This is a genomic window from Kitasatospora sp. NPDC057595, from assembly GCF_042800875.1.
Lineage (GTDB): Bacteria > Actinomycetota > Actinomycetes > Streptomycetales > Streptomycetaceae > Kitasatospora.
Window position 1 is genome coordinate 212,055 of sequence record NZ_JBHVGL010000007.1, and the last position, 24,695, is coordinate 236,749.

Consider the following 24,695-nt stretch of genomic DNA (forward strand, 5'->3'; position numbering starts at 1 on the left):
CAGTCGTAGCGGGCCACCGCTGTTCCACTCAATACGCCTGCTGCACAACACCGTTCGGAGGGGACAACGAGATGGCGCGACAGCGGCGGCAGACAGGGATCGGAACCGGGGCGGCGATCGCGGGCACGGCGGCGGCGGCCGTCCTGCTGCCGGTGGTGCTGGCGACCAGCGCCTCGGCGCACGTGCCGACCTGGCAGGTGACCTGCGACAAGATCGTGATCGACCTGACCAACTACAGCCCCGACGCCAACATCAAGAACGTCGTCAGCCTGAGCATCGACGGCGTGAAGCTGCTCGACCAGCAGGTGTTCGGCAAGGAGTTCCACCAGACCTTCCCGGTGGCCGCGCACAGCGTGCCGGTCGACGCCACTTTCGTGGTGACCACCACCGAGGACCCGAAGAACAACGACTGGAACAAGACGGAGACCAAGACCATCCCGGTCTGCGCGACCCCGACGCCCACCCCGACGCCGACGCCGACTCCCACGCCGACGCCGACCCCGACCCCCACGCCGACTCCCACTCCCACCCTCACGCCGACTCCCACGCCGACGCCGACCCCGACCCCCACGCCGACCCCGACCCCGAGCCGTACGGCGACGCCGAGCCCGACGCCCACGGTGACGCCCACCCCGAGCCGCACGCCCACCCCGACGCCGACCCCGACCGCGACGCCCACCCCGGTCGCGCCGGCGCTCGCCCAGACCGGTAGCAGCGACGCCACCCCGGTCATCGCGGCCGTCGGCGGCGGCGTCGTGCTGCTCGGCGGCGCGCTCCTGCTGCTCGCCCGCCGCCGCCGCGGCGGCAACACCGAGGGCTGAGCCGGGGCACGGAAGCCCGGACAGTGACGACGGCCCCCGGCTCATCGAGTGAGCCGGGGGCCGTCCCCGTGCGCTGCGGCCCGGCCGCCGCTCCCGGCCGCTACTCCCAGCGGAAGAAGCGGGCGGCGGCCGCGAGCCCGGCCACGGCCCAGACGGCCAGGATGGCGAGGTCGGCCCAGGGGGTGCCGGCGCCGGACTGGAGGACCGAGCGGAGGCCGTCCGAGAGGGCGGCGATCGGGAGGAGCTCCAGGACGGACTGGACGGCGGCGGGGAACTTCGAGAGCGGGACGATCACGCCGCCGGCCAGCAGCAGCAGGACGAACACCAGGTTGGCGGCGGCCAGCGTGGCCTCCGCGCGCAGGGTACCGGCCATCAGCAGGCCGAGGCCGGAGAAGGCGGCGGTGCCGAGGACGAGCAGGGCGGCCACGGTGAGGGGGTTGCCCTGCGGGGACCAGCCGAGGGCCAGGGCGATCACCGACAGCAGCGCCACCTGGAGCGCCTCGGTGACCAGCACGCAGCCGGTCTTCGCGGTCAGCAGCGCCCAGCGGGGGAGCGGGCTGGCGCCCAGGCGCTTCAGCACGCCGTAGCGGCGCTCGAAGCCGGTGGCGATCGCCTGGCCGGTGAACGCGGTGGACATCACCGCGAGCGCGAGCAGCCCCGGGGCGAGGAAGTCGACCCGCTTGCCCGGCCCCTCCACGGCGACGATGTCCACGGCGGAGAAGAGCACCAGCAGCACCGTCGGGATGACCACGGTGAGCAGCAGCTGCTCCCCGTTGCGCAGCAGCATCCGGGTCTCGAACGCGGTCTGGGCGAGCAGCATCCGGCCGACCGGTGCGGCCCCCGGCCGCGGGGCGTAGTCGGTGGTGGTCATGAGCGCAGGTCCCGTCCGGTCAGGTCGAGGAAGACGTCTTCGAGGCTGCGGCGCTGCACCGCGAGCCGTTCGGGCAGGATCCCGCCGGCCGCGCACCAGGCGGTGACGGTGGCCAGCAGCTGCGGGTCGACCGGTGCCTCGACGCGGTAGCCGCCGGGGGAGGTCTCGGCGGCGGTGGCGCCCTCGGGCAGCTCCTTGAGCAGGGTGGCGAGGTCCAGCCCGGGCGGGCCGTCGAAGCGCACGGTGGACTCGGCGCCGCCGCGGCAGAGCTCCTCCAGGGTGCCCTCGGTGATCACCTTGCCGCGGTCGACGATCGCGACCCGGTCGGCGAGCTGCTCGGCCTCCTCCATGTGGTGGGTGGTGACCACCACGGTGACGCCGTCCCGGCGCAGGTCGCGGACCAGCTCCCAGGTGGCGCGGCGGGCCTGCGGGTCCAGGCCCGCGGTGGGCTCGTCCAGGAAGACCAGCTCGGGGCGGCCGACCACGGCCATCGCCAGCGCCAGCCGCTGCTGCTGCCCGCCGGAGAGCCGCCGGTAGGTGGTGCGGCCGCAGGAGCCGAGGCCGAGCCGCTCGACCAGCGCGTCGACGTCCAGCGGATGGGCGTGCAGCCTGGCGGTGTGCCGGAGCATCTCGACCGCGCGGGCGCCCGCGTAGACGCCGCCGGACTGCAGCATCACGCCGATCCGCGGGCGCAGCTCGGCGCTCTGGGCGACCGGGTCGAGGCCGAGCACGCGCACGGTGCCGGCGTCCGGGCGGCGGTAGCCCTCGCAGGTCTCGATGGTGGTGGTCTTGCCGGCGCCGTTGGGGCCGAGAACGGCGGTGACGGCGCCGCGCGCGATGCTGAGGTCGAGACCGTCCACCGCGGGCTTGTCCCCGTAGCGCTTGACCAGCCCGGTGATCTGGACCGCGGGTTCGGATTGCATACGGGTGAGTCTAAGAGGCCCCAACAGGCCGTTTGCACGCTGGGCTTGATCACTTCATCCGCTGGTCAGGTAAGGCTTACCTGCGTGACAGATGCCACGGGTGAGGCCTGGATCACGGCTTGTCCTGCCGGAAGTAATTACGCAACACTGGTGTTGTGAAAAACATGCGCGAGCACCCCACGCAGCAGGAGGCCGAGTCGGCCCCCGGCTGCGCCGTGCCCGCGACGGCGGCCGAGGTGCTGCTGGACGGCCACCGCGCCACCCGGGACCGGGTCGCCCGTTCGATCCTGGACCACGGTCCCTCCTCCGCCGCCGACCTGGCGAACCGGCTCGGCCTCACCGCCGCCGCCGTCCGCCGTCACCTGGACGGACTGGCCGCCGCCGGCCTGGTCGAGTCCCGCGACCAGCGGGTCTACGGCAGCCGCGGCCGGGGCCGCCCGGCCAAGGTCTTCGCCCTCACCGACGCCGGCCGGGACGCCTTCTACCAGGAGTACGACCAGCTCGCCGCCGACGCCCTGCGCTGGATCTCCGACTCGGTCGGCGGCGGCAAGGCCGGGGAGGAGGCGGTGGCCGCCTTCGCCCGGGCCCGGTTCGGCCGGCAGGCGGAGAAGTACCTGGAGGCCCTGCGTTCCACCGGGGCGGCGGAACGCACCGAGGCACTGGCCCAGGCGCTGAGTGCCGACGGGTACGCTGCCACGGTGCGGAGGGTCCCGTCGGCCGCGGCGAAGGCCCCGGCGGGCGCCCAGCTCTGCCAGCACCACTGCCCGGTCGCGCACATCGCCGAGCAGTTCCCGCAGCTCTGCGAGGCGGAGACCGAGGTCTTCTCCCAGCTGCTGGGCACCCATGTGCAACGGCTGGCCACCATCGCCCACGGCGACGGGGTCTGCACCACCTATGTGCCGGCACCCGGTGCCGCATCGTCGCCCGCCCTGCGCACCGCCGCGGGCCGGGACACCGGTGCCGCGCCGACTGCCGGTACGTCCACCGATGATTCAGCGTCCGCGCGTTAGGAAGCCCGCATGACTGACACCGTTTCGCACCCCGAGCTCGAAGGCCTCGGCACTTACGAGTACGGCTGGGCCGACCCGGACGTGGCCGGCGCCGCCGCCAAGCGCGGACTGAACGAGGACGTCGTCCGCGACATCTCGGCCAAGAAGAACGAGTCCGAGTGGATGCTGAACCTGCGTCTCAAGGGCCTCAAGCTGTTCGGGAAGAAGCCCATGCCGACCTGGGGCTCCGACCTGTCCGGCATCGACTTCGACAACATCAAGTACTTCGTCCGCTCCACCGAGAAGCAGGCCGAGTCCTGGGAGGACCTGCCGGCGGACATCAAGGCGACGTACGACAAGCTGGGCATCCCGGAGGCGGAGAAGCAGCGCCTGGTCGCCGGTGTCGCCGCCCAGTACGAGTCCGAGGTCGTCTACCACCAGATCCGCGAGGACCTGGAGGAGCAGGGCGTCATCTTCCTGGACACCGACACCGCGCTGCGCGAGCACCCGGAGCTGTTCAAGGAGTACTTCGGCACCGTCATCCCGGCCGGCGACAACAAGTTCGCCGCGCTGAACACGGCGGTGTGGTCCGGCGGCTCCTTCATCTACGTGCCGAAGGGCGTGCAGGTCGACATCCCGCTGCAGGCCTACTTCCGGATCAACACCGAGAACATGGGCCAGTTCGAGCGGACGCTGATCATCGTCGACGAGGACGCCTACGTCCACTACGTCGAGGGCTGCACCGCGCCGATCTACTCCTCCGACTCGCTGCACTCGGCGGTCGTGGAGATCATCGTCAAGAAGGGCGGCCGCTGCCGCTACACGACGATCCAGAACTGGTCGAACAACGTCTACAACCTGGTCACCAAGCGCGCCGTGGCGTACGAGGGCGCGACCATGGAGTGGATCGACGGCAACATCGGTTCCAAGGTCACCATGAAGTACCCGGCCGTCTACCTGATGGGCGAGCACGCCAAGGGCGAGACCCTGTCCATCGCCTTCGCCGGCGAGGGCCAGCACCAGGACGCCGGCGCCAAGATGGTCCACATGGCGCCGAACACCTCCTCCAACATCGTCTCCAAGTCGGTGGCCCGGGGCGGCGGCCGCACCTCGTACCGCGGTCTGATCGAGATCGGCGAGGGCTCCAAGGGCGCCAAGTCCAACGTGCTCTGCGACGCGCTGCTGGTCGACACCATCTCGCGCTCGGACACCTACCCCTACGTGGACGTCCGCGAGGACGACGTGTCCATGGGCCACGAGGCGACCGTCTCCAAGGTCAGCGAGGACCAGCTCTTCTACCTGATGAGCCGCGGCATGACCGAGTTCGAGGCCATGGCGATGATCGTCCGCGGCTTCGTCGAGCCGATCGCGCGCGAGCTGCCGATGGAGTACGCGCTGGAGCTGAACCGGCTGATCGAGCTGCAGATGGAGGGCTCCGTCGGCTGACCCGCCGGCCGCCCCGCCGTCCATCGACACGTATTTTGAGGAAGAGAGCACAACGAACAGCCATGGCTGACACGCCTTTGAATGTCGCTGCGAACAACGCCGGCTCCACCACCGCCGGTTCGATCGAGGTCGGCACCGCCGGCGCCGGCGCCCAGCTGGCCGGCCCCGGCACCGGCCGGGACAGCGTCCGGCAGCCGATCGACGCCCGCGTCGCGGTCGAGCCGTCCTACGACGTCGCGGACTTCCCGGTGCCCACCGGCCGCGAGGAGGACTGGCGGTTCACCCCGCTGCACCGCCTCGCCGGCCTGCACGACGGCACCGCCGCCGAGGCCGAGAAGGGCGAGGACAAGGTCGAGCTGAGCCTGCCCGAGGGCGTCACCGCCGAGGCCGTCGGCCGCGACGACGCCCGCCTCGGCAAGGCCGGCAAGCCGGTCGACCGGGTCGCCGCGCAGGCGTTCAGCGCCTTCGAGCAGGCGCTCGTGGTCACCGTCCCCAAGGAGACGGTGCTCACCGAGCCGGTGCGGATCGACGTGCACGGCGAGGGCGGCACCCGCTTCGCCCACGTGGTCATCGACGTCAAGCCGTTCGCCGAGGCCGTCGTGGTCCTGGGCCACACCGGCACCGGCACCCGGGCCGCCAACGTCGAGCTGCTCGTCGGCGACGGCGCCAAGCTGACCTTCGTCTCCGTCCAGGACTGGGACCGCGACGCCGTGCACGTCGCCCAGCAGACCGCGCTGATCGGCCGCGACGCCTCGCTGAAGTCCGTCGTCGTCACCTTCGGCGGCGACGTGGTCCGCCTGCACCCGCGGGTCGCCTACGCCGCGCCCGGTGGCGAGGCCGAGCTGTTCGGCCTCTACTTCGCCGACGCCGGCCAGCACCTGGAGCACCGGCTGGTCATCGACCACGACACCCCGCACTGCCGCTCCAACGTCGTCTACAAGGGCGCGCTGCAGGGCCAGGACGCGCACGCCGTGTGGATCGGCGACGTGCTGATCCGCGCCGCCGCCGAGGGCACCGACACCTACGAGCACAACCGCAACCTGGTGCTCACCGACGGTGCCCGGGTCGACTCCGTGCCGAACCTGGAGATCGAGACCGGCGAGATCGTCGGCGCCGGCCACGCCTCCGCCACCGGCCGCTTCGACGACGAGCAGCTCTTCTACCTGCAGGCCCGCGGCATCCCGGCCGACGAGGCCCGCCGCCTGGTGGTGCGCGGCTTCTTCGCCGAGCTGGTCCAGCAGATCGGCGTCGCCGAGATCCAGGACCACCTCATGGAGAAGATCGAGGCCGAGCTGGAAGCGGCGGTCTGACACCCATGAGCTTCCTTCGCGCCTGCGCGCTGAGCGAACTGGCTGAGGACGTGCCCAAGCGCGTCGACCTCAACGGTGTCCCGGTCGCCGTCGTCCGCACCGACGAGGGGGTGTTCGCGATCAACGACATCTGCTCGCACGCGAACGTCTCGCTGTCCGAGGGCGAGGTCGAGGACTGCATGATCGAGTGCTGGCTGCACGGCTCCAGCTTCGACCTGCGCTCCGGCAAGCCCTCCGGCCTGCCCGCCACCAAGCCGGTCGCTGTCTACCCCGTAAAGATCGAAGGGGACGATGTGCTCGTCTCCGTCAACCAGGAGTCCTGAGTACACATGGCTACCCTTGAAATCCGCGACCTGCACGTCTCCGTCGAGGCCGAGAACGGCCCCCGGGAGATCCTGAAGGGCGTCGACCTGACCGTGAAGCAGGGCGAGACCCACGCCATCATGGGTCCGAACGGCTCCGGCAAGTCCACCCTGGCCTACTCGCTGGCCGGCCACCCCAAGTACACCGTCACCGGCGGCACCGTCCTGCTGGACGGCGAGGACGTCCTGGAGATGTCCGTCGACGAGCGCGCCCGGGCCGGCGTCTTCCTGGCCATGCAGTACCCGGTCGAGGTCCCCGGTGTCTCGGTCTCCAACTTCCTGCGCACCGCCGCCACCGCCGTCCGCGGCGAGGCCCCCAAGCTGCGGCTGTGGGTGAAGGAGGTCAAGGAGGCGATGGCCGCCCTCCAGATGGACCCGGCCTTCGCCGAGCGCAACGTCAACGAGGGCTTCTCCGGCGGCGAGAAGAAGCGCCACGAGATCCTCCAGTTGGAGCTGCTGAAGCCGCGGATCGCGATCCTCGACGAGACCGACTCCGGCCTGGACGTCGACGCGCTGCGCATCGTCTCCGAGGGCATCAACCGGGTCCGTGAGACCGGTGAGGTGGGGACCCTGCTGGTCACCCACTACACCCGCATCCTGCGGTACATCAAGCCCGACTACGTCCACGTCTTCGCGGGCGGCCGCATCGTCGAGTCCGGCGGTGCCGAGCTGGCCGACAAGCTGGAGGAGGAGGGCTACGAGGCCTACGTGAAGGGTGGCGCGTCCGAGTGACCCGTACGCACGAGTCGGCGGTCCTGTCGGGCCTGCTCGACACCGACGCGATCCGCAAGGACTTCCCGGTCCTGCAGCGGCTGCTGCACGACGACAAGCAGCTCGTCTACCTGGACAACGCGGCCACCTCGCAGAAGCCCCGCCAGGTGCTCGACGCGCTGAACGCCTACTACGAGCGGCACAACGCCAACGTCCACCGCGGCGTGCACGTGCTCGCCGAGGAGGCCACGGCGCTCTACGAGGGCGCCCGTGACAAGGTCGCTGCGTTCATCAACGCGCCGAGCCGCGACGAGGTGATCTTCACCAAGAACGCCTCCGAGTCGCTCAACCTGGTCGCCAACATGCTCGGCTGGGCCGACGAGCCCTACCGGGTGGACGCCGAGTCCGAGATCGTCATCACGGAGATGGAGCACCACTCCAACATCGTCCCGTGGCAGCTGCTCTCGCAGCGCACCGGCGCGAAGCTGAAGTGGTTCGGGCTGACCGACGAGGGCCGGCTCGACCTCTCCAACATCGACGAGCTGATCACCGAGAAGACCAAGGTGGTCTCCTTCACCCTGGTCTCCAACCTGCTCGGCACCGTCAACCCGGTCGAGGCCATCGTGCGCAAGGCGCAGGACGTCGGCGCGCTGGTCGTGATCGACGCCTCGCAGGCCGCCCCGCACATGGTGCTGGACGTGCAGGCGCTGGAGGCCGACTTCGTCGCCTTCACCGGCCACAAGATGCTGGCCCCGACCGGCATCGGCGTGCTCTGGGGCCGCCAGGAGCTGCTGGAGGACCTCCCGCCGTTCCTCGGCGGCGGCGAGATGATCGAGACCGTCACCATGGGCTCGTCCACCTACGCCCCGGCGCCGCACAAGTTCGAGGCCGGCACCCCGCCGATCGCCCAGGCGGTCGGGCTGGGCGCGGCCATCGACTACCTGTCCGGCATCGGCATGGAGCGGATCGCCGCCCACGAGCACGCCATCACCGCGTACGCGGTCGAGCGGCTGCTGGAGGTCCCGGACCTGCGGATCATCGGTCCGCGCACGGCCGTCGACCGCGGCGCGGCGATCTCCTTCACGCTGGGCGACATCCACCCGCACGACGTGGGCCAGGTGCTCGACGAGCAGGGCATCGCGGTGCGCGTCGGCCACCACTGCGCGCGGCCGGTCTGCCTGCGGTACGGAATTCCGGCGACCACGCGGGCGTCGTTCTACCTGTACTCGACGCCGGGCGAGGTCGACGCGCTGATCGACGGCCTGCACCACGTCCGGAACTTCTTCGGCTGAGGACGGGGCACGCGACCATGAAGCTCGACTCGATGTACCAGGACATCATCCTGGACCACTACCGCAACCCGCACGGCAAGGGGCTGCGCGACGGTGACGCCGAGGTGCACCACGTCAACCCGACCTGCGGCGACGAGATCACCCTGCGGGTGAAGCTCGACGGCGGCACCGTCGCCGACGTCTCCTACGAGTCCCAGGGCTGTTCGATCAGCCAGGCCAGCGCCTCGGTGCTGAACGACCTGGTGGTCGGCAAGTCCGTGGGCGAGGCGCAGGCGGTCCAGGAGGCCTTCCTGGAGCTGATGCAGAGCAAGGGCCAGGGCGAGGGCGACGAGGAGGTGCTGGAGGACGCCGTCGCGTTCGCCGGCGTCTCCAAGTACCCGGCCCGGGTCAAGTGCGCCCTGCTCAGCTGGATGGCCTGGAAGGACGCCACCGCCAAGGCCCTCGCCGAGCACCCCACCGTCACCGACTGACACCGCAGAGGAGGACACCCACCACCATGAGCGACGAAACCACCTCCCCCGCGGAGGAGACCGCGTCCGGCCCGGTCGGCACCAGCGCCGGCACCGTCTCCGTCGAGGACCTGACCGAGGCCCTGATGGACGTCGTCGACCCCGAACTGGGCATCGACGTCGTCAACCTCGGCCTGATCTACGGCGTCCACATCGACGAGTCCGATGTGGCCACCATCGACATGACCCTCACCTCGGCGGCCTGCCCGCTGACCGACGTCATCGAGGACCAGGCCAAGACCGCGACCGACGGCCTCGTCCAGGACCTGCGCATCAACTGGGTCTGGATGCCGCCGTGGGGCCCCGACAAGATCACCGACGACGGCCGCGAGCAGCTTCGCGCCCTCGGCTTCAACGTCTGAGGCCTGTCCGCCGCTTTTGCGTGGCCCCTTCCTCCTCCTGGGGGAAGGGGCCACGCGTTTTCAGCTTTCCGTGACGTGCACGGCCTTCGCGACCAGCTCGCCGATCCGGTCGACGGCGGTGGAGGGGCCGGGGAAGAACCGGTTCTTGGTCAGCGCGAAGGCGGTCCCGGTCGCGGTGTCGGCGTACGCCGCGCTGCCGCCCATGCCGGGCATGCCGAAGGTGCTCAGGGTCTGCCGCGGGTCCGCCCCGGGCCGGCCGAGGTTCCAGCCCAGCGCGCGCGGCACCGGGAAGCCGATCAGCTGGTCGACCTCGGCCGTGGCCAGGGCCGTGATCTCGCGCAGCCGCTCGTCGGAGACCAGCCGGACGCCGTCCACCTCGCCGAGCAGCGCGGCGTACATCCTGGCCACCGCGCGGGCGGACATCGTGCCGCCCGAGGGGATGTCGGAGGTGAGCACCACGGGGTCGTTGCCGTACGCGGCGCTGGGGGTCACGGCGGGCGGCGTGGCCCTGAACAGCGGCAGGTCGGCGGGCATCGCCGCCATCATCTCGGCGGAACCGGGCGCGTCCTCAAGGCGGGCGAGCCGCCCGAGCTCGGACTGCGGGACACCGAGGAACAGCTCGTCGGCGATGCCCAGCGGCTGCGCCACCTCCTCCCGGAGCACCTGCGAGACCGGCCGGCCGGTGGCCCGGCGCACGATCTCGCCCATCACGAAGCCCCAGGTCATCGCGTGGTAGCCGGTCCTGGTCCCGGGCTCCCACCAGGGCTCGGAGCCGGCGATCAGCGCACACATCCCGTCCCAGTCGGCCAGGTCCCGCACCGTGAGGCCGGCCGGTACCGCCGGGACGCCGAGCGAGTGCGTCAGCGCGTGGCGGACGGTCGCCTTGTGCTTGCCGTGCGCCCCGAACTCGGGCCAGAGTTCCACGATAGGCCGGTCGTACTCGATCACCCCGCGCTCCGCGAGCACGTGCACCACCGTCGCGGTCGCCCCCTTCCCGGTGGAGGCGCTGTAGAACGGTGTGTCCGGGGCGACCAGCCGCCGGCTCTCCGGATCGGCGACCCCCGCCACGGCGTCCACCACCAGCTCCCCGTGCCGGTACACCGCGACCTGGATCCCCAGCTCGGCCCCCGACTCCACCATCTCGTCAACGGCCCGCTGCACAAGCTCCTGCATCCCGCTCTCCTCCTCGGCTGCGGCGCTCCTGTGCGCCGCTCACCCTCAGGTCGCCACGAAGGGGGAGATCTCGACATGCGGTGCTCTCGCTCCCAGCAGGGCGGCCCGTGCGCGTGCGACACCTCTTTCCGTCACGGAAGCACCACCCCCGGCCGCCTCGGGCCGTGCACCGAGGCCCGAGCAGGCCCGGCAGATCCCCGGTGCGGGCACCGGGTCGTGGCACTTGGCGCACTCGGAGTAGCCGGCTTTCTGTGTTCCTTCCGCCGGCCGAGAGGGCGGCATCTTGTGCTCCAACCGGTAGCGGAGCACGGCAGCCGCCGAATGCATCGGAGCCGGCAGGCCAGGCAACAGGGCGTGCGCGAGGTCGGTCGCGGTGCAGCCGCGCGCCAACCACCGCCCCACCAGCGGCGCCAGTTCCCGCGCCTCGGCCTCGCCCAGACGCAGCCGGGGCTCGGGCCGGATCGCGCGGAACAGGGTGTCCACCGCCTCCCGTTCGTCTTCGTCGGCCGACTCCTGGGGGAGGGTGGGTTCTTGGCCCCGGTCCTTTACAACAGGACTGCCAGCGACGCCGGTTGGCGGCCCACCGGACGCCGGACGGGTGACACCCGGCCGCGCGTGCTGGGGGGTGTCGTAGACGTGCGCCTCGCTGCGGAGGGTGCCGTCGGGGAGGCGGATCTTCTCGACGCGGTAGTACCCGGCGTCGGTGAGTTCCTTCAAGGCCTTGCGGACGGCCCCACGCCCCTGGGGGCTGGTGTCGGCCATGTGCCGCCCGTCCTCCCGCCAGCCGTCGGGCCGGGAGAGCAGATCCGCGAGCAGACCGCGGGCGGTGTAGCTCAACCGCCGGTACTGCAACACGGAGTTGGGTAGCACGGTGAAGTTGCGCACGTGGGCGCTACGATGGATGTGCATCGGGAGTCTCGCTCCTGTTGCCGGACCCCGGGGTGTTGGTAGCACCGCCGGGGTCGCAATTTTCTCTTTGAGTACGGAACGTACCACGACATTTGACGCAGCGTGAGCCATTCGTGACTACCTGATAGGGTCCAAGGCTCCCCAACTCGGCAACTCCCGCTACCGTTGCCCCATGACGGATCTGCGCCGGGTGCCCGTGGACGAGGTGCTGAAACGGGTCGAGACCGCCTTGGGCACCCGGCTCGACCGGGCCTCGGTGGTTCGCAAGCGCCGCTCCGTGGGCGCCCGCACGGAGCGCGGAACGTGGGTACGGATCGAGCGGCGAGGCCTGGACCGGATCGGAGCCCAGGGCGGGGACGGCACCCCGTCGGCCGAGGCGCTGAGTGGCATCGCGAAGCCCGCCTGGCTGGCCGCCGTCGCCTGGCTCGACGACGCCGAGCCGGTGATGTGGCGGGCCGATGAGACCCGGCTCCTCCCGTCCGAACCAGTTGGGCCCGCAGTGGTGGCGGACGCACCCGGGCTGCCTCCCGGCTGGTGGGCACAGCTGAACACCTCCCTGGATGCGCTGGCCCGACAGCGGACGAACCGAGTCGCCACACCCGACACCGAGACGATCACGCAGGCCCTGGTGACGCGCACGATCCGTCAGATGTACCCACACGTCGATGCGACGGTGGACGAGTGGTGCCCGGCGCACGCGGACCTGAACTGGGCGAACGTGACGGCGCCGGATTTCTGCCTCTTCGACTGGGAGGACTGGGGCATGGCCCCGCGCGGCCTGGACTCCGCCACCCTCTGGGCCGCTTCCCTCGCCGTACCTGCCCTGGCCGCCCGCGTCCGCACCGAACGAACCGCCGACTTCTCGACCCGGGACGGCAAGTTGATGACCCTGTTCGTCGCAGCGAAGATCCTCGGGCCGTACGCCCATCCCGAGGACCCTCGCCTTGACGGAGCCCGCACACTGGCGGAGCAGATGGTGAAGGAGCTCGTGACTACCTGACGGTGGTGAGCTCCCCGCGTGCGACGGCCGCGCGGAGGACCGTGGCGATCTCCTGCGGCAGGAGATTGACCGCGTCGAGGGCACCGGTGGTCAACGGGATCTCCTCCAGGAGGTACTCACCCCGCCCTTCCTGACTGAACTCGGGACCGCTGCGGTCCTCGAAGCTCCATTTCTCGATGGTGGCGAGGTAGAAGTCCTGGCGCTCGCCGTCGCCCTCAACGGTGTGGAGCAGGCCGACGATCTCCACTTCACCGGCGATCTCTTCACGCACCTCGCGCAGCAGGGCGTCCTCGGGGCTGGCGTCGGTCGGCTCGACCTTGCCACCGACGATCACCCAGTACGGGGCGACGCCGGGGCGGATGCGTTTGATCAGCAGCATGGTGTCGTTCGGGGTGAGGAGGACGGCGCGGACTCGGTGCTGCATGGTTCCTTCTTCCTGGACGGGGCGGGTTCCCTCTGCTCAACGGACCGGAGGCTTTGGGTGCTGGGTGTCGGCCGCGTGCCGGTGCACGCGGCCGACATGGAGAGAGTGGCGTGCACGACGTTGCCGTGCGGCCAGGGGGTCACACCCCAGCGCTGCCGGGTGAGCCGATCGACCAGGAAGAGTCCTCGGCCGGACTCGGCGTCCGGCCCGGCATCGATCAGCACCGGCAGGATCGCCGACCCGTCCGCGACCAGCAGCCGTACGGTGTCGCTGCTTGCGCGCCGGATGCCGACCATCATGGAGGTCTGGCAACCGGTCCTCGCCGCGTTGCCCACCAGTTCGGACATGATCAGCTCGGCGTCGTCGATCAGTTGCGGCAGCTTCCACTCGGTGAGTTTGGCGCGGACCAGGAGCCGGGCAGTGCCGGCCGACGCGGGGCTGTACGGCAGTCGGAGGGTGGCCGGGCCCGGCGCGCGCGTGAGCGCGGGGCGTTGGTGATGGAGCATCAGCATGCAGCCACTGTCGCGAAGCCGTCACCGTTCGTGAACGGACGGGATATATCAGTTCCAGAAGTCGTACCGGCGTCGAGTGAGACGATTCGTATCACTCCTGGCTGATGATGACGGATGTTCCGAGAATCAATGCGAGCTTGCGCAGCTTCGCCAGGGTGGCGCTGCCCGCGCTCGCCTTCTGCGCGATCACCCCGGGCAGCCCCTGGTGTCGCGCCCATCCCGGCGCGGCCGAGCAAACGTCAAGCAGGGTGTCCAAGGCGGTGTCCGACTGCCGGGTCTCGGCTTGCGCGAGTGCCACGTCGAGCATCATCCGGTTGCGCGCCGACGGGGTGAGTGAACCCGTGCCGGCGAGCGATTCGAACAGGCCCAGCGCTCGTGCCGGCCGGCTGGTCGAGACGGAGATGCCGATAGCCTGGGCGGCGACCGTCGTGGGCCCGAACGCCGTGCCGTTCACCCGGACGTCCCGGCCCATCCGGGCCGCTACCGCATACCCCTGCGACAACAGATCGTCGGCGCTGTCCACGTCTCCCTGACGGGCGGCGACGACGGCTGCGAACGTCACGTGCCACCCGTAGGTGGCGAGCGTTCCGAGATCTCGATCTCCGTATCTGGGCTCGATGGACTCGTACGACAGGCGGGCCGTCTCCCCGGCCTGGTCGAGCCGGGCGTCCCGCAGGTAGATCCACGACCGGCCGGAGGCGACCATGGCCGAGCGGACGGTGTCCCCTGCGCGGTCGGCCTCGTGTTGGGCGTGACCGATCCCGGCGTACGCGAGATCGCGGGCGCCGAACTGGTTCGCCACGTAGGCGGCAAGGCGGTACGCGTCGGCGAGGACGCCTGCGGCCGTGCTCTTCCGGTCGACCGGAGCTGCCTTCAGGGCGGCGGCGGCTTCACGCAGTGCGGGGGTGACCCGGACTCCCGCGCCCACGTAGTCTCCGGATCGGTAGGTCTTCCATGCGGCGGCGAGTCCGGCCGCGAGTTCGGCCGGGGGCGGGGGCTGTACATCGACGCCGACACCGGCGGCGGTGTCGTGAACGATGCGGGACAGCTCGCGGATCATTGCCCGGTCGGCGCCCTGCATCGCCCGACGGGGGGCCTGTTGGCCGAGGACCACCGACACGTCCGTGTGCAGCGCGGCTGAGATCCGCAGCAACGTCTGGAGGCTGCCACCGAGGTTGCGTTCCGCCTTGCGGATCGTCGCCACGGACAGGCCCGACGCTTCGGCGAGTTGCTCCTGGGTCATGTCCGGTCCGCGGAGAAGCTTGATGCGCTCGCCAGTGGTGTAGTCGGTCCACTGCGTCATCCCTGGTCCCCTTCCGGGTGCACGGCCGTACTGGGAAGGTACCCGCTCCCATGAACGGGCGGAGACGGTCCGATCACGTTGTGCCACCTGTGGCGGGCGGGCCGAACGTCAACCTGCTGTCGCGCAAACCGCTCCTTCGAAGGATGCGGTTGCGCAGCAGCGGTTCATCGGCGAATGGGCGGCCAGGCTGGGGGCATGTCGTCTGTTGTTGCGTCCGGGCAGTGGGTCTTGCCCGAGTCGCCGTATGCGCTGTGGGCTCGGGGTGAACTCGACGAGTATCTCTGGCTGCCAGAGCGGCTGCAGGTCGAGGTGATCGGTGGGGAGTTTGTCGTGACGCCGTATCCACCGGTGAATCACGCCTTGATGCTCTCGGACATGAAGGAATGGCTGTTCCGTGCCGAGTTCAGGAAGGAAGGCTTCCCGTGGCAGGTGGTGCAGCGCGTCGGTGTCGACCTTGCCGAGATCGGGGACGGCTACTGTCCCGACCTCGTCGTGGTGACTGCTGAGGTGGATCTGCTGGCAAGGGCGGAGGACCGGTATCTCCGCCCGGACGAGATCAGCTTGGTGGCCGAGGTCACGGCGTACCCCAGCGCACACACTGGCCGGCGTCCGGTGTCCGGCAAGGCCACCAAGTGGAGTGGCTATGCGCGGTGTGGGGTGCCGTACTACCTGCTGGTGGACCGGGATCCACGGCAGCCGGGTGTCACCTTGTTCGGGGATCCGAACAAGGCTGAGGCCACGTATCAGGTGATGGGTGAGTGGAAGTTCGGTGACGCGGTTCGGTTGCCGGAGCCGTTCGATGCGGAGATCAGGACGGATGCCTGGAGGCCCTGGGGATGAGATGGCGCCGCCCCGGAACGGAGATCCGTTCCGGGGCGGCGGCGTGTGTGGGGGGTCAGGCGGTCCGGGGGCGCTTGGCGACGGCTATCGCCAGGGCGGCGCAGAGGAGGGCGGCGAGGAGGGTGAAGCCGCTGGTGGCGGGGAGGAGGCCGTAGGTCTGGACGAGGGCGCCGACGGCGACGATGGGGAGGGAGGAGCCGAGGTAGATGATGATCCACAGGGAGCTCAGCTCGGAGCCCCTGCGTTCGGGGTTCATCGCGGCGACGGTGGTGGTGAACAGGGAGCGGAAGGCGATGCCCTGGCAGGCGCCGCCGAGGACGCTGCCGATGAAGAGCAGCGCCGGGGTGCCGGTGTACTGGGCGGTGACGACCAGGGCCAGGCCGGTGGCCAGGCCGGCCATGCCGAGGGCGATGACCAGGCGGTCGGCGGTCGGCGGCACGAGCAGCTGGGCGACGGCCGAGGAGCCGAGCAGCAGGGCCGCGACGACGGCGCCGATCAGCTTGGAGTCGGTGTGCAGCAGCTTGGCGGCGAAGGCCGGGGCCAGGCTGAGGTAGACGCCGAAGACCGCGTAGGAGATGAACCCGGCCGCGGCGGCGAGCAGGAACTCACGGCGACCGGTGCGCGGCAGCCGCAGGCGCTGGGGCCGCAGGTGGGCCGGAGTGGTGATGCGGGGCGGGGTGGCCGGCGGACGGTTGCGGCCGGGCATCCGCGGGTGGACCAGCGCGAGCGGCACGCAGAGCGCGAGCAGGGCGACGGCGTGCAGCAGGAACGGGCTGAGCAGCGGGTCGGAGCCGCCGGCCAGCAGGGCGCCGACCACCGGGCCGAGCGCGACGCCGCCGGCGGAACAGGCCAGGGTGATCTTGGCGGCCCGGGTCGGGTGGTCCGGCATCAGGTCGCCGAGGGCGGCCCCGGCGGCGCCGGTGGTCAGGCCCACCGCGATGCCCTGGACGGCCCGGCCGGCCGCGAGCTGCCAGAAGCCGCCCGAGGTCGCGAACACGACGTCGCCGACGGCGGACAGCGCGACGGCGGGCAGGATCAGGGCGCGTCGGCCGAGGTGGTCGGACCAGTGGCCGACCACGGCCAGCACCGGGACCAGCGCGAACACGTAGAACGCGAAGAGGATCGTGGTGTCCAGCGCGGTGAGGTGCATCCGCTGCTGGAGGAGCGAGTAGATCGGCGTGGCCAGGTTGGCGCCGATCAGCATGAGCAGCAGGGCGGCGGCGACGAGGCCGACGCGGACTCCGCGCAGCGCGTTCCAGCGGCTGATCGCGGAGAGCTGGAGCTGGGCGCGTGGCGCGAGCTCCAGGGGAAGCAGGGCCTCCGACAGTCGGCGTCCGTCGAACTGCGCGGTGCGCAGGCCGGAGCCGGCGGGGGAGAGGTCCGCCATGGCAGGGGTCTCCTGTGGCCGGGCACCACCCGGGTCGGCGGGGTGTGCCGGCGCGCCCGTCCTGGCGGCGCTGTGGTGGTGGCCTCGGTGCGGGCTCCCTGGTGGGGCAGGTGAGCTGAGAAGGGGGGGCTACGTTGCCCGTCGGCGCGCGCGGGGTTGTGCGCGGTACCGACTTCGAAGGATAAGGGGTGGGCGCACGGTTGCGGCGCGCGCCCCTTGAGGCCGGGCGTCCGGGGTGCCCGGCCTATACGCTGAGGTGGTGGACCGGTGACGCGGAGGTGATCTCCGCGGGCCCCGGCCGGCTGACCGCTCGGCGTAGGGAGAACGCGCAACGATGGCCGCACGACGTCGTAGGAACGCGGACACCCCGGCGGCGGGTGCGCCGGGCGAGGGTGCGGTGCTGCCCGCCGACCTGGAGCTGCAGGACCTGTACGGGGCGTTCGCCGCCCACGGGCTGGACGACGAGGACCTGGACGACGCGGCCGTGCTGGTGCCGCCGGTCACGCTGCCGTCCGAGCCGGAGCTGGCCGAGCGGGCGAAGGCCGTCCCGATGTTCGGGTGGGTGCTGAAGCTGGCCCGCTGGACGGCCCCGCACCGTGCGGTGGACGAGTTCGGCGACCTCACCGGCCCCGACCGGGCCCCGGCGGCCCGGCTGCTGGGCCTGGCCCCCGAGGAGGGGGACGCGCCGGAGGAGGCGGTGGTCGAGGCGATGCGCGCCTGGTCGCTGGCCTGTGACCTGGACCTGGTCGAGATCGGCACCACGGCGGCCGGCGAGCACGTCGCGATCCCCGGTCCGGACCTGGAGGCGGCCGAGGCGGGGGACGCGGAGACCGTCCTGGAGCTGTGGCTGACGGCCGCCGGGATCGTCCGCGAGCTGGCGGTGGAGGCGGACTCGCAGGACCTGGAGGCGGAGGACGGGGAGCGGGCGGAGGAGGACGAGGACGGTCTGAGCGACGTCGAGGACGCTCGCGACGAGGCCGCCGAGCTGCTCGACGAGGCGCTCCAGGTGCTGTACGAGACCACCGCCTTCGCCGAGCCGGGCAACGAGACGGTGCCGCTCGGCGTGCTGGCGGCGCTGCTGGTGGTCCCGGAGGGCGAGGAGCCGAGCGACGAGCTGCTCGGCGACATCACCGATGTGATGGTCGCCCTGGACCCGATGCTCGCCGACCTCGCCGAGCTGGGTCTGCTGGAGTACCGGCCGATCGACCCGGAGCTCTTCGACGAGGAGGAGGAAGGGGAGGCCGAGCGCTCGGCGCAGGCCGAGTCGGCGGAGCTGGACGAGGCGGAGTCCGCCCGGTTCGGGCTGGTCCGGCTCACGCCGCTGGGCCAGTACGGGATCCGGCAGTGGCTGCTGGAGGACGGCTACGACGCCCCGCTGGTCGGTGACCTGGCCCGGGGCGACGCCGCCGAGCTGCTGCGCGGGGTCAGCGAGGCCGCCAATGTGCTGCCCGAGGAGGAGCTGAAGGTCTGGGTGGCCGGCCGCGAGCCGGTGGCGGCGGCGCGCGAGCTGCTCGCGGCGGCGCGCGGCATCGACGCGTACGCCCCGATGCGGCGGCTGCTCTGCCACTCGGCGCTGACCCTGCTCGGCGCGCCCGCCGAGCCGGCCGTCCGGGAGGTGCTGGACGACCCGGAGCTGGGCGGCGGCGCCCGGGCCTGGCTGGTCTCGCTCGGCATGACGGACGTGCCCGTGCCGGACCGGGCGATGGCGCTGTGGACGGTCGTGGACGCCTTCGCGGCCCAGCTGCTGGACACCGGCGGCGATCCGGACCAGCTGCGCGACCTGGTCTCCGAGCTGCCGGTGACGGACGACCCGGTCGGCTACTTCGGCGAGCTGTGGCGGGTCGAGCACCCGTACACGGCGGACGTGCTGGAGGCGGTCGGCGAGCTGCATCCGGACCGGGCGGTGGCCAAGGAGGCCCGCAAGGCGGCGTTCAAGGCCCGTTCCAGGGGCTGAGCGGGCCACGGATCGGGTTGAGGGCCGGGCGGTCGATCGTCAGTTCGGCAGGTCCAGCGAGCCGTCCTCGGTGAAGGCGAAGAACGGGTTGTGGGCGAGCTCCCAGAGGTGGCCGTCCGGGTCCTCGAAGTACCCGGAGTAACCGCCCCAGTCCGTCGCCGCCGGCGCCTTGACCACGATGGCGCCGGCCGCCACCGCCGTCTCCAGGGCGGCGTCCACCAGGGCCTGGGACTCCAGGTTCACGGCGAGGGTGACACCGCGGAAGGCCGGTTCGCCCGCGGACGGCACGCCCGCGTCGGCGGCCAGCTCCTCGTGCGGGAAGAGGCCGAGCACCGAGTCGGCGGTGCGGAACCAGACGATGTTCGGGCTGGACGCGGCGGAGCGGTGCCAGCCGAGCGCCTCGTAGAAGCGGGCGCTGCGGTCGAGGTCGGCCACACCGAGGGTGACGATGCTGAGCCGGGCGGGGAAGGGCGAGGTCGCTGTCATGCCCGCCAGCCTAGGGAGGGGCACTGACAGCGGCGCTCCGGACGGGTCCGTCCGGAGCGCCGCGGCCGATCCTCCCGGCGGGCAAAGGGCCTGATGACCCGGTAGGTCGGGCCACGTATCGTTGCCCGGGTGCCGACGGCACGGTGCGGACGGCGAGGGCAGGGGGTGCGGCGCGGGATGAAGCGGGCGAGCGGAGGGGGCCGGGACGGCCGGTTCGGGGATGGTGCGGGCACGGTGGATCCGTTCGACCGCCCGGACGATCCCCTGGACGGCCCGCCGGACGGGCACCCGTCCGGCGACCTGGAGGAGTTCCTCGCCGTCGAGGAGGCGCTCGCCCGCCGCAGTCTCGTCGCGGCCGACTTCCCGGTGTTCGGCGTCGTGCCGGTGCTGGGCCAGGGCGGCGCCGCACTGGTCGGGTACGGGCACGACGGGTACGGAGCCGACGGTTACGGCACGGACTTCGGTGGGGCGGCCGGTGGGGCGGCCGGCGGCGGAGCGGCGGGGGGCGGCGCGCCCGGCTGGATCGAGATCGGCTTCGGCGACTGGACCTCGCCCGCCGGCCCGTACGTCACCGTGCGCACCCACCGGCCCGGCGCCGACCGCCACGAGCCGCTGCCCGAGCTGGAGGACGTGGTCGAGGACGAGCGCGACCGGGCCTACGAGCAGCTCGGCGTCGACGAGGGCGACACGCCCGGCCGGGTCCGCGCGCTCCGGGAGTGGATCACCGTGGACGGCGAGTCGCGCGCCGTCGAGGTGCACGAGGACCGGCGCGGCCTGTGGTCCGGCGTGGCGCTGCCCGGCTGCTGCCCGATCAGCGGGGTCGAGCCGGTCTGGGCCGGCCGCTTCCGGGTGGACGGGCTGACCGTCACGGTCTGCGGGCGCGGTGTGCCGCCGGGCGGCGTCGAGCTGGCGCGGATCCGGGACCACGAGCGCCATCTGGGCGGCCGCACCGCGCTGCTGCGCGAGCTGGCGGTCCGTCGCGGCCGGCACCTGCCGGTGGAGCGGCGCGAACTCTCCCCGGTCACCGGGCTGGAGGCGCACCGGGCGGTGATCGCGCACGGCATCAGCGAGGCCGCCGCCATGGAGGCACGGCTGCGCTCCGGGCGCCCGCCCCGGCCGCCCCGGGGGGCGCGCGCGGAGGCGGGCGCGCTGCGCTGGGAGGCGGCGGTCCGCCAGCAGATGCGGCTCGCCTCGGAGACCCGCGAGGAGGCCGCCGCGGCGGTCGCCGCGATGGTGGAACAGCTCGGCCGGCTCTCCCAGTTGACGCACTGGGTGGTCGGGACGGCGGAGGGCGACGCGGCGGTGGAGGAGTCGATCCGGTACACGGTGTTCGCCAGCGAGGTGGCGAGCGTGCCGGCGCAGCGCGCCTGGCGGCAGGTGCGGCTCGGGGAGCGCGGGGAGCGCGGGGAGCACCCGATGGGTGAGCAGCTGTGGCTGGCGGCCTGGGAGCAGTGGCGGGCGGCGCGGACCGGCGGACGCTGAGCCGGTGCCGAGCCGACGGCCCGTCGGCGGTGGTACGGCGGGTGACGGTTCACCGACCCGCGGTGTGACCTGTGGTGACCGGGCAAAAATTGAGCAATGGGTTTGCATAAGGTCGGCAAATGACCACCCCGACGAGGTGTCCGCGTCATCGGGTGTTCACCGCGCGGGCGGAGTCTGCTGGGCGTCGACGACCATTCTCGACACCTCGCACGCCACGCGCCGGGGACCTCCCCGGTCGGCGGCCCACCCCTCAGGAGTGACTGCCATGTCGCTGTCCCGCCGGGACTTCGTCAACCGTTCCACCATCGTCGGGGCCGGCGTTCTGATCGCCGGCAGCGCCGAGGCCCTGGCCAGCGCCCCGGGCGCGATCGCCGCCCCGGCCGGTGGCGAGGTGCCGGTCGCCGCGGCCGCCGAGGGCGAGCGCGTCGCCGTCGGCTACGGCCCGCTGGTCGCCGACCCGGAGGGCCTGCTGGCCCTGCCGAAGGGCTTCAAGTACAAGGTCCTGAACCGTGCCGGCGTCAGCAAGCTGCGCACCGGCGAGTTCACCCCGAGCAACCACGACGGCACCTCGGCGTTCGAGGACGAGCGCGGCGGCAACCTGCTGGTCGTCAACCACGAGCTGGGCGGCGCCCGCGCCAACTGGCCGAACCCGGTCCCGCTGACCGAGGGCCACGTCTACGACCCGGGCGCGGCCGGCGGCTGCACCATCGTGCACGCCAAGGCCAACGGCAAGGTCGAGCAGTGGGTCGGCATCGCCGGCACCGCCACCAACTGCGCCGGTGGCGTCAGCCCGTGGGGCACCTGGCTGTCCGGCGAGGAGACCGAGGACAAGGCCGGCAAGAACGGCTTCACCAAGGACCACGGCTACATCTTCGAGGTCGACCCGTTCGACGACGACTACAACCGCGACCCGCAGCCGGTCAAGGCGTTCGGCCGCTTCGCCCACGAGGCCGTCGTCGTCGACCCGAAGCGCGGCCACGTCTACCTGACCGAGGACGCGGGCAACCCCAACGGCCTGCTGTTCCGCTGGACCCCGCCGGCCGGCTTCAAGCACGGCCGCTACCAGCTGCGCAAGCTGGCCGCCGACGCCGGTGTGCTGGAGGCCTTCAAGGTCTTCGACGCCCAGGGCAAGTTCATCGACGACCTGTCCCGCGCCACCCAGGTCGGCACCACCTACGGCGTGGACTGGGTCAAGGTCCAGGACCGCGACGCGAGGACCGTCTCCATCCGCAAGCAGTTCAAGGACGGCGAGGTCACCCGCGCCCGCAAGCTGGAGGGCATGTGGTGGGGTGACGGCGGCTTCTACTTCGTCTCCAGCTTCGCCCGCTCGGAGAGCCCGGTGCAGCACGACGGCCAGGTCTGGTTCTTCAACCCGGCCCGTCGCACCATCACCCTGAAGGTCCTGCTGGGCGTCAACACCGACGTCTGGGGCGACCACGACAACTTCGACGGCCCGGACAACATCACCGTCTCGCCCTACGGCGGAATCGTGATCGCCGAGGACGGCGAGGGCGTCTCGCACCTGTTCGGCGCCACCGAGGACGGCCTGACCTACGCCATCGCCCGCAACGAGCTGAACATCGGCACCGCCGAGAAGCCCGAGTTCAGCGAGTTCACCGGCGTCACCTTCTCGGACGACGGCAAGACCCTCTTCGCCAACATCCAGACCCCGGGCATCCAGCTGGCCATCACCGGCCCGTGGCACCGCCTGAACGAGCACAAGCGCGGCCAGGGCTACGGCCAGTGAGCTGAGTGCGAGTGATCGTCAGGGGCCCGTTCCTCGGAGCGGGCCCCTTTCGCGCATCGGGCCCTCGTGCGCACCGGGGCCGTCAGGGCTCGGCGGGCAGCCGCAGCTGGAGCATGGCGAGCAGCCGCTGCTGCGGCTGCGCCAGGTCGATGCCGGTCAGCTGCTCGGCCCGGCGGACCCGGTAGCGCAGGGTGTTCGGGTGGATGTGCAGGGCGTCCGCCGCGACCCGGACCTCGCCCAGCGCGTCCAGCCAGGCCAGCACCGACTCGGCGAGCCGGGTGCCGTGCCGGCGGTCGTACTCGGCGAGCGCGGTGAGCCGCGGGTCGCGCAGGCCGCCGCGCTCCTGGAGCAGCGCCAGCATCTCGCTGACCAGCACCTCCGCCTGGACGTCGATCAGCGCCGCGACCTCCAGGTCCACCCCGCCGCGGCCCATCGCGTCCAGGATCCGGTCCGCCTGGGCACGCGACTCCGGCACCCTGGCCAGGCCGTCCACCGTCGAGCCGATCGCCGCGCGCAGCGGGACGCCCAGGTGGTCCCGGGCCGCCTCGACCGCCTCCTGCGCCCAGCCGCGCACGGTGGCCATCGGCAGGTTGGCGGGCAGCTCGGGCAGCAGCACGTAGACCCGGGACTCGATCGGCGCGAGCAGCGCGGCGCGGTGCCGGGCCGCGGTGTGCACCGAGATGAGGCCGGTCACCTCGGCCCGGGTCAGCTGCTCGGTGGTGCCCGCGCTGTACGCCAGCACGGTGGCCGGGCGGCGCAGGTCCAGGCCGAGGTGGGTGGCCAGCGACTGCGGGCCGGTGGAGCCCTCCAGCAGGCCGGTGAGCAGGGTCTGGGTCAGCCGGACGTCCGCGGACAGCTCCCGGCGCCGGCGCACCAGCTGGGCCGCGGCGACCCGGGCCGCGCCGACCAGTGCCTGCTCGGCGAGCGGCGCCAGCGGCTGGGAGCCCTCCTGCACCCAGATGGTGCCGAGCGGCTGCGCGCCGGCCCGGATGCCGATCGCCAGCCGGCGGCGCAGGCCCAGCTCCGGGTGCGGGTCGACCGCGATGGCCGTGTCCGAGCTGCGCAGGTGCTGGAAGACGCCCCACTCGCGGAGCTTGGACAGGTACGGCTCGGGCCCCTGCCAGCCGAGGATGGACAGCCGGCGCAGGTCGTCGACCTCGTCGGAGTCGGAGGAGCGGGAGTAGGCGAGCACCCGGCTGGAGGTGTCCTCGATCGAGACGATGCCGTTGGTGAGGACGGCGACGGTCTGGGCGAGCGAGAAGAGGTCACCGGCGTTGTGCTCGGCGGTGCCGGGCGTGTCCGGGGCGTCCGGCCCGGCGATGATCGCGCGGGCGAGCGAGTCGAGGTGCTCCCAGCGGGTCTCCCGGCGCACCGAGAGCAGTGCCACGCCCGCCTCGGTGGCCGCCTCGCGCAGCGCGTCGGCCTGTCCGGGGGCGTCCAGCTTGACGGCCACCGCGGCGGCCCCGGCCCGGCCGGCGGCGCGCAGCGCGGGGAGCGCGGCCCGGCCGCGGGCGCCGATGGCGAGCACGAGTTCGCCGGGAGCGGCGGTCGGCGGGTCCTCCGGGTCGAGGATGGCGACGTCGCGGACCGGGACGTCCAGCCCGTGCGGGGCTGCCTGGAGCTCGACGAGCGGCTCGCCCAGGGACATCAGCAGCTGGCGGAGCGGGAGGCCGGGGGTGGTCATACGGGCCTCCTCGGGGCGTCCGGCGGGGCGCTGGTGGGGCGTCGGCTGGGCGTCGGCGGGGCGTCCGATGGGGCTCCGGTGGCTGGTGGCCCCGGTTCTTCATTCGGGCGAACAACGCCGTCCGGATGATTTTAGCCGTCCGGCCAATCAAGCGGGCCCCGGTGCAGGAATAGCGTTCGTCATGTGGCCGGCGTGCGA

The 24,695-nt window shown here is 72.1% G+C and carries 24 protein-coding genes; 14 read left to right on the forward strand and 10 right to left on the reverse strand.

Annotation, left to right across the window (positions count from 1 at the left end; all coding sequences use genetic code 11):
* Positions 1–71: 71 nt before the first annotated feature.
* Entirely contained in the window at positions 72–821 is a 750-nt protein-coding gene (locus tag ACFU9E_RS13960) for an LAETG motif-containing sortase-dependent surface protein (protein WP_380715014.1), read from the forward strand.
* A 100-nt stretch (positions 822–921) separates the two neighbouring features.
* Here the strand turns inward: ACFU9E_RS13960 and ACFU9E_RS13965 are convergent, their stop codons facing one another.
* Positions 922–1,692, reverse strand: a complete 771-nt coding sequence (locus ACFU9E_RS13965; protein WP_380686134.1) for an ABC transporter permease — start codon at positions 1,690–1,692, stop codon at positions 922–924.
* The gene (locus ACFU9E_RS13970) at positions 1,689–2,615 is read right to left on the reverse strand and encodes an ABC transporter ATP-binding protein (RefSeq protein WP_380686136.1); all 927 of its coding nucleotides are present in this window, start codon (positions 2,613–2,615) and stop codon (positions 1,689–1,691) included. The genes ACFU9E_RS13965 and ACFU9E_RS13970 overlap by 4 nt, the downstream gene beginning before the upstream one ends.
* Before the next feature lie 164 nt (positions 2,616–2,779).
* On the opposite strand from ACFU9E_RS13970, the gene ACFU9E_RS13975 reads away from it, so the two are divergent.
* The 8 genes from ACFU9E_RS13975 (at position 2,780) to ACFU9E_RS14010 (ending at position 9,596) form a co-directional block, all read left to right on the forward strand.
* Positions 2,780–3,625: a helix-turn-helix transcriptional regulator gene (locus tag ACFU9E_RS13975; RefSeq protein ID WP_380686138.1), complete on the forward strand. Its 846-nt coding sequence runs from the start codon at positions 2,780–2,782 to the stop codon at positions 3,623–3,625.
* 9 nt (positions 3,626–3,634) lie between these two features.
* The gene (sufB, locus tag ACFU9E_RS13980) at positions 3,635–5,050 is read left to right on the forward strand and encodes a Fe-S cluster assembly protein SufB (protein ID WP_380686140.1); all 1,416 of its coding nucleotides are present in this window, start codon (positions 3,635–3,637) and stop codon (positions 5,048–5,050) included.
* Between the two features lie 62 nt (positions 5,051–5,112).
* Positions 5,113–6,360, forward strand: coding sequence for a Fe-S cluster assembly protein SufD (gene sufD, locus ACFU9E_RS13985; RefSeq protein ID WP_380686143.1), 1,248 nt, complete (start codon positions 5,113–5,115; stop codon positions 6,358–6,360).
* Positions 6,361–6,365: 5 nt separating this feature from the next.
* Positions 6,366–6,683, forward strand: coding sequence for a non-heme iron oxygenase ferredoxin subunit (locus tag ACFU9E_RS13990; protein ID WP_355369096.1), 318 nt, complete (start codon positions 6,366–6,368; stop codon positions 6,681–6,683).
* Positions 6,684–6,689: 6 nt separating this feature from the next.
* On the forward strand, positions 6,690–7,454 hold the full coding sequence (gene sufC, locus ACFU9E_RS13995; protein WP_355369094.1) for a Fe-S cluster assembly ATPase SufC: 765 nt from the start codon (positions 6,690–6,692) through the stop codon (positions 7,452–7,454).
* Positions 7,455–7,477: 23 nt separating this feature from the next.
* A complete protein-coding gene (locus ACFU9E_RS14000) occupies positions 7,478–8,725 on the forward strand; it encodes a cysteine desulfurase (protein WP_380686146.1) in 1,248 nt (415 codons plus the stop codon).
* A gap of 17 nt (positions 8,726–8,742) precedes the next feature.
* On the forward strand, positions 8,743–9,195 hold the full coding sequence (gene sufU / locus ACFU9E_RS14005; protein ID WP_355369092.1) for a Fe-S cluster assembly sulfur transfer protein SufU: 453 nt from the start codon (positions 8,743–8,745) through the stop codon (positions 9,193–9,195).
* A 26-nt stretch (positions 9,196–9,221) separates the two neighbouring features.
* Positions 9,222–9,596, forward strand: a complete 375-nt coding sequence (locus ACFU9E_RS14010) for a metal-sulfur cluster assembly factor (protein WP_376088450.1) — start codon at positions 9,222–9,224, stop codon at positions 9,594–9,596.
* A gap of 60 nt (positions 9,597–9,656) precedes the next feature.
* On the opposite strand, the gene ACFU9E_RS14015 is transcribed toward ACFU9E_RS14010, so the two are convergent.
* Both ACFU9E_RS14015 and ACFU9E_RS14020 read right to left on the reverse strand, forming a co-directional pair.
* Positions 9,657–10,769, reverse strand: a complete 1,113-nt coding sequence (locus tag ACFU9E_RS14015) for a serine hydrolase domain-containing protein (protein ID WP_380689517.1) — start codon at positions 10,767–10,769, stop codon at positions 9,657–9,659.
* Between the two features lie 45 nt (positions 10,770–10,814).
* Complete coding sequence (locus tag ACFU9E_RS14020; RefSeq protein WP_380689515.1) at positions 10,815–11,678, reverse strand: hypothetical protein; 864 nt, start codon at positions 11,676–11,678, stop codon at positions 10,815–10,817.
* A 172-nt stretch (positions 11,679–11,850) separates the two neighbouring features.
* On the opposite strand from ACFU9E_RS14020, the gene ACFU9E_RS14025 reads away from it, so the two are divergent.
* The gene (locus ACFU9E_RS14025; RefSeq protein WP_380689513.1) at positions 11,851–12,678 is read left to right on the forward strand and encodes a hypothetical protein; all 828 of its coding nucleotides are present in this window, start codon (positions 11,851–11,853) and stop codon (positions 12,676–12,678) included.
* Here the strand turns inward: ACFU9E_RS14025 and ACFU9E_RS14030 are convergent.
* The 3 genes from ACFU9E_RS14030 to ACFU9E_RS14040 form a co-directional block, all read right to left on the reverse strand.
* Positions 12,671–13,102, reverse strand: coding sequence for an NUDIX domain-containing protein (locus ACFU9E_RS14030; protein WP_380689511.1), 432 nt, complete (start codon positions 13,100–13,102; stop codon positions 12,671–12,673). The genes ACFU9E_RS14025 and ACFU9E_RS14030 overlap by 8 nt on opposite strands.
* Entirely contained in the window at positions 13,048–13,614 is a 567-nt protein-coding gene (locus tag ACFU9E_RS14035; protein ID WP_380715016.1) for an ATP-binding protein, read from the reverse strand. Before ACFU9E_RS14035 ends, ACFU9E_RS14030 begins: the two co-directional genes overlap by 55 nt.
* A gap of 91 nt (positions 13,615–13,705) precedes the next feature.
* The gene (locus ACFU9E_RS14040; RefSeq protein WP_380687666.1) at positions 13,706–14,917 is read right to left on the reverse strand and encodes a helix-turn-helix domain-containing protein; all 1,212 of its coding nucleotides are present in this window, start codon (positions 14,915–14,917) and stop codon (positions 13,706–13,708) included.
* A gap of 195 nt (positions 14,918–15,112) precedes the next feature.
* Here ACFU9E_RS14040 and ACFU9E_RS14045 point away from each other — a divergent pair, with 195 nt between their 5' ends.
* On the forward strand, positions 15,113–15,757 hold the full coding sequence (locus tag ACFU9E_RS14045; protein ID WP_380687668.1) for a Uma2 family endonuclease: 645 nt from the start codon (positions 15,113–15,115) through the stop codon (positions 15,755–15,757).
* 55 nt (positions 15,758–15,812) lie between these two features.
* Here ACFU9E_RS14045 and ACFU9E_RS14050 read toward each other — a convergent pair whose 3' ends face one another.
* On the reverse strand, positions 15,813–17,144 hold the full coding sequence (locus ACFU9E_RS14050; protein ID WP_380687670.1) for an MFS transporter: 1,332 nt from the start codon (positions 17,142–17,144) through the stop codon (positions 15,813–15,815).
* Positions 17,145–17,478: 334 nt separating this feature from the next.
* Between ACFU9E_RS14050 and ACFU9E_RS14055 the strand changes: the two genes are divergently transcribed.
* The gene (locus ACFU9E_RS14055; protein ID WP_380687672.1) at positions 17,479–19,098 is read left to right on the forward strand and encodes a hypothetical protein; all 1,620 of its coding nucleotides are present in this window, start codon (positions 17,479–17,481) and stop codon (positions 19,096–19,098) included.
* 39 nt (positions 19,099–19,137) lie between these two features.
* Here ACFU9E_RS14055 and ACFU9E_RS14060 read toward each other — a convergent pair whose 3' ends face one another.
* Complete coding sequence (locus ACFU9E_RS14060; RefSeq protein WP_380687674.1) at positions 19,138–19,584, reverse strand: VOC family protein; 447 nt, start codon at positions 19,582–19,584, stop codon at positions 19,138–19,140.
* Between the two features lie 234 nt (positions 19,585–19,818).
* On the opposite strand from ACFU9E_RS14060, the gene ACFU9E_RS14065 reads away from it, so the two are divergent.
* Together ACFU9E_RS14065 and ACFU9E_RS14070 are read left to right on the forward strand one after the other, a co-directional pair.
* Positions 19,819–21,066 (forward strand): hypothetical protein, encoded by a 1,248-nt coding sequence (locus ACFU9E_RS14065; protein ID WP_380686772.1) that lies wholly within the window; start codon positions 19,819–19,821, stop codon positions 21,064–21,066.
* Positions 21,067–21,331: 265 nt separating this feature from the next.
* Positions 21,332–22,813: an alkaline phosphatase PhoX gene (locus tag ACFU9E_RS14070; RefSeq protein WP_380686774.1), complete on the forward strand. Its 1,482-nt coding sequence runs from the start codon at positions 21,332–21,334 to the stop codon at positions 22,811–22,813.
* Positions 22,814–22,895: 82 nt separating this feature from the next.
* On the opposite strand, the gene ACFU9E_RS14075 is transcribed toward ACFU9E_RS14070, so the two are convergent.
* The gene (locus ACFU9E_RS14075; protein ID WP_380686776.1) at positions 22,896–24,497 is read right to left on the reverse strand and encodes a PucR family transcriptional regulator; all 1,602 of its coding nucleotides are present in this window, start codon (positions 24,495–24,497) and stop codon (positions 22,896–22,898) included.
* Positions 24,498–24,695: the final 198 nt, after the last annotated feature.